General features: G+C 64.0%; 13 protein-coding genes. 7 read left to right on the forward strand and 6 right to left on the reverse strand.

Features of this window, described 5'->3' with window-relative positions; translation table 11 throughout:
* Positions 1-78: 78 nt before the first annotated feature.
* Entirely contained in the window at positions 79-1,062 is a 984-nt protein-coding gene (locus FGL95_RS00590) for a heme o synthase (RefSeq protein WP_420838001.1), read from the reverse strand.
* Positions 1,063-1,331: 269 nt separating this feature from the next.
* Between FGL95_RS00590 and tkt the strand changes: the two genes are divergently transcribed.
* The 7 genes from tkt to FGL95_RS00625 all read left to right on the forward strand — a co-directional run bounded on the left by tkt (position 1,332) and on the right by FGL95_RS00625 (position 8,725).
* Positions 1,332-3,431 (forward strand): transketolase, encoded by a 2,100-nt coding sequence (gene tkt, locus FGL95_RS00595; protein WP_169584241.1) that lies wholly within the window; start codon positions 1,332-1,334, stop codon positions 3,429-3,431.
* Between the two features lie 4 nt (positions 3,432-3,435).
* Positions 3,436-4,560: a transaldolase gene (gene tal, locus FGL95_RS00600; RefSeq protein WP_169584242.1), complete on the forward strand. Its 1,125-nt coding sequence runs from the start codon at positions 3,436-3,438 to the stop codon at positions 4,558-4,560.
* Positions 4,557-6,110: a glucose-6-phosphate dehydrogenase gene (zwf, locus tag FGL95_RS00605; RefSeq protein WP_206071466.1), complete on the forward strand. Its 1,554-nt coding sequence runs from the start codon at positions 4,557-4,559 to the stop codon at positions 6,108-6,110. Before tal ends, zwf begins: the two co-directional genes overlap by 4 nt.
* The gene (gene opcA, locus FGL95_RS00610; RefSeq protein ID WP_206071363.1) at positions 6,107-7,015 is read left to right on the forward strand and encodes a glucose-6-phosphate dehydrogenase assembly protein OpcA; all 909 of its coding nucleotides are present in this window, start codon (positions 6,107-6,109) and stop codon (positions 7,013-7,015) included. The genes zwf and opcA overlap by 4 nt, the downstream gene beginning before the upstream one ends.
* The gene (pgl, locus tag FGL95_RS00615) at positions 7,008-7,724 is read left to right on the forward strand and encodes a 6-phosphogluconolactonase (protein ID WP_169584245.1); all 717 of its coding nucleotides are present in this window, start codon (positions 7,008-7,010) and stop codon (positions 7,722-7,724) included. Before opcA ends, pgl begins: the two co-directional genes overlap by 8 nt.
* A 298-nt stretch (positions 7,725-8,022) precedes the next feature.
* Entirely contained in the window at positions 8,023-8,511 is a 489-nt protein-coding gene (locus tag FGL95_RS00620; RefSeq protein ID WP_169584246.1) for a GbsR/MarR family transcriptional regulator, read from the forward strand.
* Complete coding sequence (locus FGL95_RS00625) at positions 8,504-8,725, forward strand: hypothetical protein (protein ID WP_169584247.1); 222 nt, start codon at positions 8,504-8,506, stop codon at positions 8,723-8,725. The genes FGL95_RS00620 and FGL95_RS00625 overlap by 8 nt, the downstream gene beginning before the upstream one ends.
* Before the next feature lie 13 nt (positions 8,726-8,738).
* Here the strand turns inward: FGL95_RS00625 and ppc are convergent, their stop codons facing one another.
* From ppc to gap, 5 genes are all read right to left on the reverse strand, one after another.
* Positions 8,739-11,513 (reverse strand): phosphoenolpyruvate carboxylase, encoded by a 2,775-nt coding sequence (gene ppc, locus FGL95_RS00630; protein ID WP_169584248.1) that lies wholly within the window; start codon positions 11,511-11,513, stop codon positions 8,739-8,741.
* Positions 11,514-11,661: 148 nt separating this feature from the next.
* Positions 11,662-11,898 (reverse strand): preprotein translocase subunit SecG, encoded by a 237-nt coding sequence (gene secG / locus FGL95_RS00635; RefSeq protein ID WP_169584249.1) that lies wholly within the window; start codon positions 11,896-11,898, stop codon positions 11,662-11,664.
* 48 nt (positions 11,899-11,946) lie between these two features.
* Positions 11,947-12,732 (reverse strand): triose-phosphate isomerase, encoded by a 786-nt coding sequence (tpiA, locus tag FGL95_RS32120; RefSeq protein ID WP_169584250.1) that lies wholly within the window; start codon positions 12,730-12,732, stop codon positions 11,947-11,949.
* 3 nt (positions 12,733-12,735) lie between these two features.
* On the reverse strand, positions 12,736-13,947 hold the full coding sequence (locus FGL95_RS32125) for a phosphoglycerate kinase (RefSeq protein WP_169584251.1): 1,212 nt from the start codon (positions 13,945-13,947) through the stop codon (positions 12,736-12,738).
* A gap of 3 nt (positions 13,948-13,950) precedes the next feature.
* Complete coding sequence (gap, locus tag FGL95_RS00650; RefSeq protein WP_169584252.1) at positions 13,951-14,970, reverse strand: type I glyceraldehyde-3-phosphate dehydrogenase; 1,020 nt, start codon at positions 14,968-14,970, stop codon at positions 13,951-13,953.
* Positions 14,971-15,006: the final 36 nt, after the last annotated feature.

Genomic DNA, 15,006 nt, shown 5'->3' on the forward strand with positions numbered 1-15,006 from the left:
CGCCGACAATCCTGACAGGGCATACCCGACTCGTGAGTCTTTTTGGAGTCCCTGGACTCCTAAAAGACTCACGAGCAGTTAGCTGAGGAAATCCCCTACCGTGCTCCAGCCGAGTACCGAGTCGATCGCGAGGCCGCAGAACACGACCGCGAGGTAGTTGTTCGACTGCAGGAACAACCGCAGCGGCTTCACCGATTCGCCGCGCTTGACCCCTGAATACAGCTGGTGAGCCATCAACAGGAACCACGCGCCGGCAACCAGCGCGACGGCGGCGTAGATGGCACCCGTCGCAGGGACGAGCGCGAGCGTCGCAAAGACGGTCAACCAGGTGTAGACGACGATCTGCTTGGTGACCTTCTCTTCGGTCGCCACGACCGGAAGCATCGGGACCCCGGCAGCGCGGTAGTCCTCCTTGTAGCGCATCGCCAACGCCCACGTATGCGGCGGCGTCCAGAAGAAGATGACCGAGAACAGCACGATCGCCTGCCAGCCGATGGACCCTGTTACGGCGGCCCACCCGACGAGCACCGGCATGCAGCCTGCTGCGCCGCCCCAGATCACGTTCTGCGAGGTCCGCCGCTTCAGGCCGAGGGTGTAGACGAAAACATAGAAAAGAATCGTCCCGACGACGAGCAGGCCGCTGAGCAGGTTTGCCTGCCACCAGAGCCACGCGAACGACCCGAGACCAAGCACGACGCCGAAGACGAACGCATGCGACGTTGGCACGGCTTCGCGTGCCAATGGCCGTCGAGCCGTGCGCTTCATCAGCTTGTCGATGTCGGCGTCGGCAACACAGTTCAGGGTGTTGGCGCTGGCCGCACCGAGCCAGCCGCCGAACAACGTGGCCGCGATCAAGCCGATGTCGACCGTGCCACGCGATGCCAACAGCATCGTGGGAATCGTTGCGACGAGCAGCAATTCGATGACGCGCGGCTTCGTCAACGCCAGGTACGCCAGCGGTAGCGAGATCGCGCGCCGTTGTGGCGCGGTCGGTTCTTGTTCGACAGCCACGGATGACGAAACGCCATGGCCATGGCCGTGGCGCTGCTGCCCTATCCGCACTCTCACTCCTCGCAACGGCGCCTCGTTCACGCCTAACCCGGCTGACTACTACGCAAGATGGTAGACGCTGGACCCAGCATCACATTGTCGAACCCCTCGAACCGGCGATTCCTGACGTTTACCCGATTCGAATGGATGGATCCCCCGATGCGCCGACTTCGATCGCGCGCGCGAACTAGTGTGGTGGGATAGCAGTGACGCTCGTTACGCGCCTAAATCCCGTCCCGGAAAATCGTCGTTGTAATCAATACATCAGGAGACATCTGCTCGTGTCGACAAAAGCCGACGTCCACGCTCTCACTCAGCCCAATCACCCCTCTGACTGGACAGACCTCGACTCTCGATCGGTCGATACAGTGCGCGTGCTCGCCGCAGATGCTGTCCAAAAGGTCGGCAACGGCCACCCCGGCACGGCAATGAGCCTCGCGCCGCTCGCCTACACGCTGTTCCAGCGCACGATGCGGCACGATCCGAACGACCAGCACTGGCTCGGCCGCGACCGCTTCGTCCTCTCGTGCGGGCACTCGAGCCTGACGATCTACCTGCAGCTGTACTTGGGCGGGTTCGGCTTGGAACTGGCCGACATCGAAGCGCTCCGCACGTTCAAGTCGAAGACGCCGGGGCACCCCGAGTTCCGCCACACAAAGGGCGTCGAGATCACGACCGGACCGCTCGGTCAGGGCCTCGCGTCCTCGGTCGGGATGGCGATGGCCGCCCGTCGCGAGCGCGGCTTGTTCGACCCGGAGCCCGCGCTCGGCGAAAGCCCGTTCGACCACTTCATCTACGTGATCGCCTCTGACGGTGACATCGAAGAGGGTGTGACGTCGGAGGCGTCGTCGCTGGCAGGCACGCAGCAGCTCGGAAACCTCATCGTGTTCTACGACGACAACAAGATCTCCATCGAGCACGACACCGCGATCGCGTTGAGCGAAGACACTGCCAAGCGCTACGAGGCGTACGGCTGGCACGTGCAGACCGTCGACGGTGGCGAGAACGTCGTCGGCATCGAGGAAGCCATTGCGGCGGCCAAGGCGGTCACCGACAAGCCGTCGTTCATTCAGCTTCGCACGATCATCGGCTACCCGGCGCCGAACAAGATGAACACCGGCGGCGTGCACGGCTCGGCGCTCGGCGCCGACGAGGTCGCCGCGGTCAAGAAGATTCTCGGTTTCGATCCGGAGAAGTCCTTCGAGGTCTCCGACGAGGTCATCGGTCACACCCGTGAGCTCCAGGAGCGCGGACGCAAGGCACACGAGGCCTGGAACGCCGACTTCGACGCGTGGGCCGCCCGCGAGCCCGAACGCAAGAAGCTGCTCGACCGCCTCTCCGCCGACAAATTGCCCGACGGCTGGTCCGATGCGCTTCCCTCGTGGGAGCCCGGCGGCAAAGCCGTCGCGACGCGGTCGGCCTCGGGTGAGGTGCTCAACGCTCTCGCACCGGTCCTGCCCGAATTGTGGGGCGGTTCCGCCGACTTGGCGGGCAGCAACAACACCACGATGAAGGGCGAGAAGTCGTTCGGTCCGGTCACCATCTCGACCGACGACTGGAACGCCGAACCGTACGGCCGGACCCTGCACTTCGGCGTCCGCGAGCACGCCATGGGCTCGATCCTCTCCGGCATCGTCCTGCACGGACCGACCCGCGCCTACGGCGGCACGTTCCTGCAGTTCAGCGACTACATGCGCCCAGCGGTCCGGCTTGCTGCACTCATGGACATCGATCCGATCTACGTGTGGACGCACGACTCGATCGGCCTCGGTGAGGACGGTCCGACCCACCAGCCGGTCGAGCACTACGCGGCGTTGCGGGCGATCCCGAACCTGAGCTTCGTCCGACCGGGTGATGCGAACGAGACCGCGTACGCATGGCGGGCGACGCTCGCCAAGTCGAGCAGCTCGGGACCGGTCGGCCTGGCCCTTACTCGGCAGAACCTGCCGATTCTCGAAGGTACGAACGCCGAGGGCGTCGCGAAGGGCGGCTACATCCTGGCCGACGCCTCCGGCGCCGCGCCGGACGTCGTCATCATCGCGACCGGCTCGGAACTGCAACTCGCCGTCGCCGCGCGAGAAACCTTGGAGGCACAGGGAATCGGCACTCGTGTGGTCTCGATGCCGTGTGTCGAATGGTTCATGAGCCAGGACCAGAATTACCGCGACCAGGTGCTGCCCCCCACGGTGAAGGCACGCGTCTCGGTCGAAGCGGGCATCGCAATGCCGTGGTACCCGCTCGTCGGTGGCTTCGGCGAGATCGTGTCGCTGGAGCACTACGGCGAGTCCGCCGATGCCGAGACTTTGTTCCGCGAATTCGGCTTCACCCCAGAAGCAGTCGTCGCGGCCGCACAACGAGCAATCTCCAATGTGAAGGGATAGACCAATGACTCAGAACCCCAATCTCGTCGCGCTCTCCGATGTCGGCGTCTCCGTGTGGCTGGACGACCTGTCACGGGAGCGGATTCAGTCCGGCAACCTGACCGAACTGATCGAGACCCGCAGCGTCGTCGGCGTCACCACGAACCCGTCGATTTTCCAGGCGGCATTGTCGAAGGGCGAAACCTACGACACCGAGGTGCAAAATCTCGCGTCCCGCGGCGCGTCCGTCGACGAGCTGATCCGGACCATCACCACCGACGACGTTCGCTCGGCGTGCGATGTTTTCGCGCCGATCTACGAGTCGAGCGGCGGTAAGGACGGTCGGGTTTCGATCGAGGTCGACCCGTTCCTCGCGTTCGACACCGACAAGACGGTCGCGCAGGCAATCGAGCTGTGGAAGATCGTCGACCGGCCGAACGTACTGATCAAGATTCCTGCCACGCTGCCGGGCTTGCCTGCGATCACCCAGGCGATCGGTGAGGGCATCAGCGTCAACGTCACCCTGATCTTCTCGGTCGAGCGCCACGTCGCCGTTATGGAGGCCTACATCGCGGGCCTCAAGATCGCGAAGGAAGCCGGCCGCGACCTCTCGAAGATCCACTCGGTCGCGTCGTTCTTCGTCTCGCGCGTCGATTCCGAGATCGACAAGCGGCTCGAAGCGATCGGGACCGACGAGGCACTCGCGTTGCGCGGCAAGGCAGGCGTTGCGAACGCGGTCCTGGCATATGCGGCGTACCAGAACGTCTTCGAGCCCGGAACCGATTTCGCCGAGCTGTCGGCAGCAGGCGCGAACCTCCAGCGTCCGCTGTGGGCATCGACGGGCGTGAAGAACCCGGAATACTCCGACACGATGTACGTCACGGAGCTCGCTGCCCCGAACACGGTCAACACGATGCCGGAGAAGACGCTGCAGGCTGTCGCCGACCACGGCGAGATCCACGGCGACGCGGTCACCGGGCAGGCCGATGCTGCGCAGGCGACCTTCGACGCGGTCAGCGCGGCGGGCGTTGACCTCAACGACGTGTTCGCGATCCTCGAATCCGAGGGTGTCGACAAGTTCATGAAGTCCTGGCAGGAGCTGCTCGATGCGACTGCCGAGACCATGAAGGCAGCCGCGGAAAACAGCTGACCGTGGCGGACCCAGCGGATGGCGTCGCGGAGTGGGTCAATCCACTCCGCGACGAGCGGGACAAGCGCGTCCCGCATATCGCAGGACCTTGCGCTCTGGTGATTTTCGGTGTCACCGGCGACCTGGCACGTAAGAAGCTGATGCCGGCGATTTACGACCTCGCAAGTCGTGGCTTGCTCCCGCCCGGGTTCTCCCTCGTCGGTTTCGCGCGTCGCGACTGGGATCACGAGGATTTCGCGCAGGTCGTGCTCGAAGCGGTCAAGGCGCATTCCCGAATCGGGTTTCGCGACGAGATCTGGGAACGCGTCGCCGAAGGAATTCGTTTCGTCAGAGGCGCGTTCGACGACGACGATGCCTTCGTCAAGCTGGCGGAGACGCTCGCGGACCTCGATGTCGAACGCAGCACCGGCGGCAATCACGCTTTCTACTTGTCCATTCCGCCGGGAGCGTTTCCGGTTGTGCTGGAACAGCTTTCGAAGTCCGGGCTGGCCAAGCGCGAAGAAGGACAGTGGCGGCGGGTCGTCATCGAGAAACCGTTCGGTCACGACCTGGCGAGCGCGAAGGAACTCAACGCGGTCGTCAATCGAGTCTTCCCGGAAGAGACCGTTTTTCGGATCGATCACTACCTGGGCAAAGAAACCGTCCAGAACATCTTGGCGCTGCGCTTCGCGAACCAGCTATTCGATCCGATCTGGAACGCGCACTACGTCGACCACGTACAGATCACGATGGCCGAAGACATCGGTCTCGGTGGCCGCGCGGGTTACTACGACGGCATCGGCGCTGCACGCGATGTCATTCAGAACCATTTGCTGCAGCTGCTCGCGTTCATCGCCATGGAAGAACCAGTCAGCTTCAATCCTTCCGAGCTACAGACCGAGAAGATCAAGGTGCTGTCCGCGACGAAACTCGTCGAACCGCTCGACGAGACGACCGCACGCGGGCAATACGCCGCCGGTTGGCAAGGCAGCGAGCCGGTCGTCGGGCTGCTCGACGAAGAGGGCTTCTCTAAGGATTCCCGCACCGAGACCTACGCGGCGATCACACTCGAAGTCGACACGCGCCGGTGGGCTGGGGTGCCGTGGTATCTGCGGACCGGGAAACGGCTGGGCCGCAGGGTCACCGAGATCGCCGTCGTCTTCAAACGGGCTCCGCACCTGCCGTTCGACCAGACCATGACCGAGGAACTCGGGCAGAACGCACTCGTCATCAGGGTTCAGCCCGACGAAGGCGTGACCATCCGGTTCGGGTCGAAGGTCCCTGGGTCGGGCATGGAAGTTCGCGACGTCAACATGGATTTCAGCTACGGCGAAGCGTTCACCGAGTCCTCCCCCGAAGCGTACGAGCGGTTGATCCTGGACGTCCTGCTCGGCGTGCCGTCACTGTTCCCCGTGAACGCGGAGGTCGAATTGTCTTGGCGGATACTCGACCCCGTCCTCGACCACTGGGCGGCGGGCGGCAAACCCGAGCCCTACGAATCGGGTACGTGGGGTCCGCACTCGGCTGACGAGATGCTCGGCCGCACCGGTCGCGAATGGCGGCGGCCATGAGAGTCGACGTCCCCGAAACCAGCACCGCGTCCATCAACAAGAAGCTGGTCGAGCTGCGCGAGAGCACGGGAATGGTCACGCTCGGTCGCGTGCTCACGCTGGTCGTGTGCCTTTCCGACGCGGCCGACGTGGAAGACGCGATCGAATCAGCGAGCGAAGCGGGCAAGGAACATCCGTGCCGCATCATCGTTCTCGTCCGCGGCGACGCGGACGCGGACAACCGCCTCGATGCCCAGATCCGGCTCGGTGGCGCCGAAGGCGCATCCGAGGTGCTGGTGCTGAACCTGCACGGTGAGCTGGCGAATCACGAAGCCAGCGTCATCACGCCGTTCCTGCTGCCCGATACCCCGGTCGTCGCCTGGTGGCCCAAAATTGCACCGGCAGCGCCGTCACAAGATCCGGTGGGCCGCTTGGCAGTTCGACGAATCACAGATGCGACCTTCGCGCCGAATCCGATGGCGACGATCAAGACGCGGGGGGCAACGTATGCCTCCGGCGACTCCGACCTCGCGTGGGCGCGGATCACGCACTGGCGCGCTCTGCTGACTGCGGCTCTCGACGAACCGCCGTTCGAGCCGATCACATCGGCAACGGTGTCCGGCTTGTTGGACGAGCCGGCTCTGGACGTCCTCGCAGGTTGGCTCGCGATTCGGTTGAACTGCCCGGTGAAGCGGCTCGGCGGCGAACTGCGCGTCGAACTGGACCGCGAGAACTCGTCGGTGGTGATCGCTCGGCCACAGCTCGGCAGAACCGCGACCCTGAGCCGAACCGGTCAGCCCGACAAACGGCTGGCCTTGGCGCGCAGGAAGACTCGCGACTGCCTCGCGGAAGATCTGCGCAGGCTCGACGCGGACCAGATCTACGAATCGGCACTAGAGGGTCTCGAAAGGGTCGAGTATGAGTGAGCTGATCGTCGAACGCTACGCCGATACCGATGCTCTCGTTGCCGCGGCAGCTCGTCGTTTCGTCGCAGCGGTCGTCAGCGCGCAGGCCGATCGAGGTTCGGCGTCGGTGGTCCTGACCGGTGGCGGCACCGGCATCGGTCTGCTGGCGGCGGTCCGGGCCGATCCGGGAGCCATCGACTGGTCGGCGATCGACATCTATTGGGGCGACGATCGATTCGTTCCCTACGACGATCCCGAGCGCAACGAGTTGCAGGCTCGCGAAGCCTTGCTCGATCACGTCGACATCGACGCCGCGCGCGTGCATCCGATGGCGGCGTCCGACGGTGAATTCGGCAACGACCCCGCCGCTGCCGCAGCGGCGTACGCCGACGTCATCGAGGGCGCACAGTTCGACGTTCACCTTCTCGGCATGGGCGGCGAGGGCCACATCAATTCGCTGTTTCCGCATACCGACGCGGTCCGCGAGAAGGTCGCAACCGTTGTGGCAGTGACCGATTCGCCGAAGCCTCCCCCGGTTCGAGTCACGCTGACGTTGCCCGCGGTCCAGCGAGCGCGGCAGGTGTGGTTGATCGTGTCCGGCGATAACAAGGCTGAGGCGGTAGCTGCGGCTGTCGGCGGCGCCGATTCCGACGACTGGCCATCGGCGGGTGCGCGCGGCACCGAGGCAACGGTCTGGCTCGTCGACGAAGCGGCAGCGAGCAAGCTCTAGGCGTCGTCGTGTTCGGTCGGCCTCGTACGCGGGGTCGGTGGATTCTTCTGGGTTGGTTCCCCGGCAGGACCACGACGGAACACCGGGCGCGGATGCCTGCCGATTCCTTTTCGCCACGCCGTGTAGCAGCCGATGCATTGGTCCATATGAAGTTGGACGCCGCTGTGTCCGGTTTGGTTCCACCCCACCCTCGTGAGTCTTTTTGGAGTCTCTGGACTCCTAAAAGACTCACGAGGGTGGGGTGCATACAAATAACACATATATGTGTTATTTCAGTCATCCCTGCTATGTTCATGGCATGCCGCACGACGCGCAATTGATCTTTGCCGACCACGTCGGCCGGTTCTACGCGCGTCAGTACGCGTTCCCGCCGATGGCGGGACGGCTGCTGGGCTATCTGTTCGTATGCGATCCACCGGAGCAGACGATCGACGAACTGGGCGAGGCACTGCTGGCCAGCCGCAGTGCAATCACCGGCGCGGTGAAATTGCTCGAGAGCTACAAGATTGCCCGCCGCACGCGCGTCGCGGGTGAACGGGTGGATCGCGTGAGCATCGACCCAGCAAGTCAGCAACCGCAGAATTTCGATTCCGCAATCCACGTCGAGCATGCCGCCCTGTTCCGCAAGGGGTTGGCGTTGCTGGCCGACGCGCCTGCCGAGCGCCGCGCACCGCTCGAGGAGATGGTCGCCCTCGCCGAGTTCCTCAGCGAACGACTCCCAGCGCTACGCGACGAATGGCATGCCCACCGAGACGAACTTCGACGAAAGAGTGCACACAATGACTGATTCCGAACTGTCCATCGACGAACAGGTCGAACTGGCCCAAGAGAGCGAAGATCTCGACGAACTCAGGCGTCTGTCCGCCGCGGGAAGCAGCGACGCGACCGACATCCTTGTCGAACTCGCGGGCAGCCGGGAAGACCTCGACGAACTGAGGCGCTTCGCCGATGCCGGGAATTCCGACGCCGCCGACATCCTCGAGGAGCTCACCGAGGAGTAACCCCTCGTGAGTGTTAGCCGCTGTTGCGCAGGGCCGTGGCGAGACCGTTCATGGTCAGCAGGATCCCCCGCTTGACCAGTTCACGGTCGTCGCCGGCGCGGTATTGGCGCAGGAGTTCCACTTGCAGGTGGTTCAGCGGCTCCAGATACGGGAAGCGGTTGATCGTCGCGCGCGCCATCGCGGGGTTGTCTGCCAGCAGATTCTCGTGACCGGTTACAGCCTGATACATCTTGATCGTGCGGTTGTATTCGTCGCTGATCATTCCGAACACCTTGTCCCGCAATTCCACATCGGGAACGAGCTCGGCATACCTGGCCGCCAGACCGAGGTCCGACTTCGACATCACCATTGCCATGTTCGACAGCACGGACCGAAAGAACGGCCATTGCTCGTACAGATCCGACAACCTGGCGAGCTTCTCGTCACTACCGTCCACCCACTCCTCGAACGCGGTGCCGACGCCGTACCAACCGGGCAGCATCACCCGCGACTGGCTCCAGGACATCACCCACGGGATCGCGCGCAGGTCGTAGACCGAATTGGTGGGCTTCCGCGATGCAGGCCGACTCCCGATGTTGAGCTCCCCGATCTCTGCTACCGGCGTCGACATGCGGAAGTACTCGACAAAACCCGGTGTCTCGTGGACCAGAGCGCCGTACGCGGCCTGTGCCCGTGCGGCGAGGTCGTCGAGAATCGCGTACGCCGGCTCGGCGGCGTCGCCGAGGCCTTCGACGTCGAGCAGCGTCGATTCGATCGTCGCTGCGAGTAGCGATTCCAAATTGCGGCGAGCGAGCTTCGGGTTGGCGTACTTCGCGCCGATGACCTCGCCCTGCTCGGTGATGCGCAACGACCCGGTGACCGCGCCGACCGGCTGCGCAAGGATCGCGTCGTAGCTCGGACCGCCACCGCGCCCGACCGTTCCGCCTCGACCGTGGAACAGCCGCAATCGAATTCGGGCTTTGCGTGCCGCCTCGACCAGGTCCAACTCGGCGCGATAGAGCGCCCAGTTCGCGGCGAGGTACCCGCCGTCCTTGTTCGAATCGGAATAGCCGAGCATCACTTCCTGGTTGTCGCCACGCGACCGCACCAGCGCGCGATAGACGGGAACATCGAGGGTTGCCAGCAGAGTTGCCGCGCCTTGCTGCAGATCACCGATGGTTTCGAACAACGGGACCACACCGATCGGCGAGGTCGGGTGGCCGCCGCCTGGATCGAGGATGCCTGCTTCCTTGAGCAGCAACGCAGCCTCCAGCATGTCGCTGACCGAGGTGCACATGCTGATGATGTAGTTCGGCACCGCCCCCGCGCCCAACGTACGGACCGCATGGCCTGCCGCCCGGGTGATTGCCAGCTCCTTGGTCGTGAGCTCGCTGAGCTCGGCGTCAGGCGTCGTCAACGGCCGTCGGGTAGTCAGCTCGTCCGACAGAATTGCGACCCGCTCATCCTCGGACAGCGAGGCGTAGTCGGGATGCACGCCCGACCACGCGAACAATTCCGCGACGACCTCCTCGTGAACCTCCGAGTTCTGCCGCAGATCCAGCCCGGACAGGTGGAAGCCGAACGTCTCGATCGAACTGCGCAGCAGTGCCAGCCTGTCGTCGGCAAGAATCGCATCGCCGTGGCTGCGCAACGATGCGTCGACGATGTCCAAGTCGTCGAGCGCCTGCCTCGGCGACTCGTAGGGTTCCAAGCCTGCTGACAGACCGTTCGCTGGCAGCTCGTCGAGGATGCGTTCGGCGGTGGCCGTCAGGCGCCCACGGATATTGCGCAGTGCCCGGCGATACGGTTCGTCTGCCCGATTGGAACCGGAATCGCCACTCGAATCGGCCAGCTCCTGCAGCGCGTAGCTGACCGTCACCAACCGCGCGGACATGGACAGTTCCTGCTCGAGCAACGACAGCTCACCGAGGTGGTGCTCGATCGCCACCGACGCCGCGCGTTGGGTCGCCGTATTGACGACGTTGGCGTCGACGAATGGATTGCCGTCGCGGTCGCCGCCGATCCACGATCCAGGCCGCAACATCGGTTCGGCCAACAGCTGTGCGTCAGGCCACCGCCTCCGCAGCTCGTCCCGCAGCTCGGCATTGATCCGCGGGATCACATCGAGCAGCGACATGTCGTAGTAGCGAAGACCGACCTCGATCTCGTCTTGAATCCGCAGCCGCGACAACCGAATCAGCGCGGTCTGCCACAGCGTGATGATCTGCCTGCGCAGCTGGACGTCGATGTCGTCTTGGTCGGCTTCGGCGTGATGTCGCCGTCTCATCAGGTCGGTGATGCGGGTCTGAGCTTCGAAGATGGTCCGGCGACGGGTCTCGGTCGGATGGGCAGTGATGACGGGCGAGACGAGCGCATCTCGGAGCAGGTCTTCCGCGGTGGCCGAGTCGATCTCGGCTGCGTCGAGCTTCGCGTACGTGGCAGCAAGGCTGCTGTCCTGCGGCGGTTCGCCTGCGCGAACATGCACCGCCCGACGGCGTTCCCGATGCAGATCCTCCGCGAGATTCGCGAGCAGCGAGAAATGGCTGAATGCGCGAATTACCGGAATCGCTTTGCCGATGGTGATGCCGTCGAACAATTCGGCCAACTCGGCACGGTCGATCTCGGACCGTCGCAGCCGAAACGATTCGACCCTGGCCTTCTCGACCAACTCGAATACGTCTTCGCCGTCTTGTTCACGGACGATCTGCCCAAGCATTGCGCCCAGCAGTCGAACGTCTTCGCGCAGTGGTTCGTTGGCGGCGCGGCCGGTATCGGGCTCGGTCGCGGTGCGACCATCGGGCTCAGTCATAGCCCCGAGTATTGCCGCTCGCCGTTACGCGCGGGTGACTTGACCCCATCTCCCGACAGCATGAATGTCACATTCAATTCGACAGATCGATTGAATGTGACATTCATGCGAAGTGGGAGGCGGGCCCACGGGCATCAACGCCGAGAGATCAGTTGGTGAACTTGATCTCCAGGCCCATACCGAGAATGCAGATGACCCAGACGACGCAGACGAACACCGTGATGCGGTCGAGGTTCTTCTCCACGACCGTCGAACCCGACAGGCTGGACTGGACGCCGCCACCGAAGAGGCTGGAAAGGCCGCCGCCCTTGGCGCGGTGCAACAGCACCAGCAGCATCAGCAGCAAGCTGCTGATAACCAGCACAATTTTCAGGAACAGTTCCACAGTGTCATCTCTCCAGTTCGTCGGCCTCGTACACGATACCTGAGGCGATCAAACGAACGGTCCACCCGCCGCGATGGCGGCCAAGGTTGCGAACTCGTCGCCCTTGAGCGATGCACCACCGACCAGTGCGCCGTCGATGTCGGTCTGAGCAATCAGATCGCCGACGTTCTTGGCGTTCACCGATCCGCCGTAGAGGATGCGAATACCGGCAGCGACCTCGGCCGATGCCAGCGACGCCACTTCGGCGCGGAGTGCTGCGCACACCTCTTGCGCATCGGGAGGCGTCGCGACTTGACCGGTGCCGATTGCCCAGACCGGCTCGTAGGCGATGACGACCTTCGAGACCTCGTCCGCGGACAGTCCCGCAAGAGAGCCGCGCAGGCTTTCGGTGTTGTACTCGACGTGCTTGCCTGCCTGGCGAACGTCGATGCCCTCCCCTACGCAGACGATCGGCGTCAGGCCGTGGCGTAGTGCTGCCTTCGCCTTCTCCAGCACGCTCGCGTCGTCTTCACCGTGCATAGCCCGGCGCTCGGAGTGCCCGACGGTGACGAACCTGCAGCCCAGCTTGGCCAGCATCGAACCGCTGATCTCGCCGGTGTAAGCACCGGAATCGAACTTCGAGATGTCCTGGGCGCCGTGCGTGACCAGCAACTTGTCGCCTTCGACCAACGTCTGCACGCTGCGGATGTCGGTGAAGGGCGGCAGCACTGTGACGTCGACCTTCTCGAAGTACTTCGCAGGCAACGAGAATGCGATCTTCTGCACCAGCGCGATGGCCTCGAGATGGTTGAGGTTCATCTTCCAGTTGCCGGCGATGAGGGGTTTACGTGACAACGACTATTCCTTCTCGAGCACAGCGATGCCTGGGAGCTCCTTGCCCTCCAGGTATTCCAATGACGCCCCGCCGCCGGTCGAAATGTGCGAGAACGCGTCTTCGGGCAGACCGAAACTCCGGACCGCGGCGGCTGAGTCGCCACCGCCGACCACGCTGAACGCACCCTTGGCCGTCGCGCCGACGATCGCTTCCGCGACGCCCCTCGTGCCGGTTGCGAAGTTCTCGAACTCGAACACACCCATCGGGCCGTTCCAGAAGATCGTCTTCGCGGCGCCGAGCACTGCAGCGAACCGCTTCGTCGACTCCGGACCGATGTCGAGGCCCATCCAACCGTCCGGGATCTCGTGCGCACCGACCGTCTTGAATTCGGCGTCCGCCGCAAATTTGTCTGCGACAACGACGTCGCGCGGCAAATGGATCACGTCGGCGAACCGATCGAGCAGATCTTTACAGGTATCGATCATCTCGGTCTGGCAGAGCGAGTCGCCGACCGAGTAACCCTGTGCCGCAAAGAAGGTGAAGCACATTCCGCCGCCGATCACCAAGGTGTCGACCTGCGGTGCGAGTGCCTCGATCACGGCGAGCTTGTCGGAGACCTTCGACCCGCCGAGGACGACCGCATACGGCTGTTCCGGCTCGGTCGTGAGCTTCGCGAGCACCTCGACCTCGGCAGCGACCAGGTTTCCGGCGTACGACGGGAGCAACTCGGCCACGTCGAATACCGAAGCCTGCTTGCGGTGCACGACGCCGAAACCGTCGGAGACGAATGCGCCGCCCGGATCGAGCAGGTCCACGAGAGCCCGTGCAAGTTTCGCGCGCTCGGCGTCGTCCTTGCTGGTCTCACGCGGATCGAACCGAATGTTCTCCAGCATCAGGACGTCGCCGTCGGTGAGCCCTTCGGCGCGAGCGAGCGCGTCCTGGCCGACGACATCCCCGGCGAGCTGCACGTTGCGACCCAGCAGTTCGGCGAGCTTCGCGGCTACCGGTGCCAACGACAACGCTGGGTCCGGCGCGCCCTTCGGGCGACCGAGATGCGCTGTGACGATGACCTTGGCACCGGCGTCGACCAGTGCCTTCAGGGTCGGGACAGAAGCAATGATGCGGCCTGGATCGGTGATCTCACCGTTCTCCAACGGGACGTTCAGGTCGGAGCGTACGAGGACGCTACGACCTTCGACACCGTCGTCGAGCAGGTCCTTGAGCGTTTTGACCATCGTTTACAGGGACTTCGCGACGAGACCGATGAGGTCTGCGAGGCGGTTCGAGTAGCCCCACTCGTTGTCGTACCACGAGACGACCTTCGCCTGATCCTCGATGACCTTGGTGAGGCCGGCGTCGAAGATCGAGCTGTGCGGGTCCGTCACGATGTCCGACGACACGATCGGGTCTTCGGTGTACTTGAGAATGCCCTTGAGGGTGCCTTCTGCGGCAGCCTTCATCGCGGCGTTGATCTCGGCAACCGTTGCGGCCGTGCGAAGTTGCACGGTCAGGTCGGTGCACGAACCGGTCGGGATCGGGACGCGAAGCGCGTAGCCGTCGAGCTTGCCGAGCAGCTGCGGAAGCACGAGGCCGATCGCCTTGGCGGCACCGGTGCCGGTGGGCACCACGTTGAGCGCGGCGGCACGGGCACGACGCAGGTCGCTGTGCGGGCCGTCCTGCAGGTTCTGATCCTGGGTGTAGGCGTGGACCGTGGTCATGAGTCCCTTGACGATGCCGAATTCGTCGTCGAGAACCTTCGCGAGCGGTCCGAGACAGTTCGTGGTGCACGAGGCGTTCGAGATGATGTTCTGGCTGCCGTCGTACTTGTCGTCGTTGACGCCCATCACGATGGTGACGTCCTCACCCTTGGCGGGCGCGGAGATGATGACCTTCTTGGCACCGGCTTCCAAGTGGCCCTTGGCCTTTGCGGCGTCGGTGAAGATGCCGGTCGATTCGACGACGACGTCGACACCGAGATCACCCCACGGAAGCTCACTCAGTGGACCGCGGTGAGCGAGCGCCGTGATGCGCTGGTCGCCGACGATGATCGTGTCTTCGCCGTCCAAGCTGACATCCTGCGGCAGTCGGCCGAGGATCGAGTCGTACTTCAGCAGGTGCGCGAGGTGTGCGTTGTCGGTGAGGTCGTTGACCGCGACGATCTCGATGTCGGTGGTGCCGAGCGCCTTCTGCGCCTCCACAGCTCTGAAGAAGTTTCGTCCGATTCGGCCGAAGCCGTTCACGCCTACCCGTACCGTCACAATTCGCTCCTTTTGAGATGTCAGCGGTATTCAGCA

The sequence above is a fragment of the Antrihabitans stalactiti genome (assembly GCF_012932915.1).
GTDB lineage: Bacteria > Actinomycetota > Actinomycetes > Mycobacteriales > Mycobacteriaceae > Antrihabitans > Antrihabitans stalactiti.

Excerpts from the sequence above, each read along its gene's own strand:
- tal (WP_169584242.1), top strand. The coding sequence starts at position 3,436 with ATGACTCAGAACCCCAATCTCGTCGCGCTCTCCGATGTCGGCGTCTCC.
- opcA (WP_206071363.1), top strand. The coding sequence starts at position 6,107 with ATGAGAGTCGACGTCCCCGAAACCAGCACCGCGTCCATCAACAAGAAG.
- pgl (WP_169584245.1), top strand. The coding sequence starts at position 7,008 with ATGAGTGAGCTGATCGTCGAACGCTACGCCGATACCGATGCTCTCGTT.
- FGL95_RS00620 (WP_169584246.1), top strand. The coding sequence starts at position 8,023 with ATGCCGCACGACGCGCAATTGATCTTTGCCGACCACGTCGGCCGGTTC.
- FGL95_RS00625 (WP_169584247.1), top strand. The coding sequence starts at position 8,504 with ATGACTGATTCCGAACTGTCCATCGACGAACAGGTCGAACTGGCCCAA.
- ppc (WP_169584248.1), bottom strand. The coding sequence starts at position 11,513 with ATGACTGAGCCCGATGGTCGCACCGCGACCGAGCCCGATACCGGCCGC.
- FGL95_RS32125 (WP_169584251.1), bottom strand. The coding sequence starts at position 13,947 with ATGGTCAAAACGCTCAAGGACCTGCTCGACGACGGTGTCGAAGGTCGT.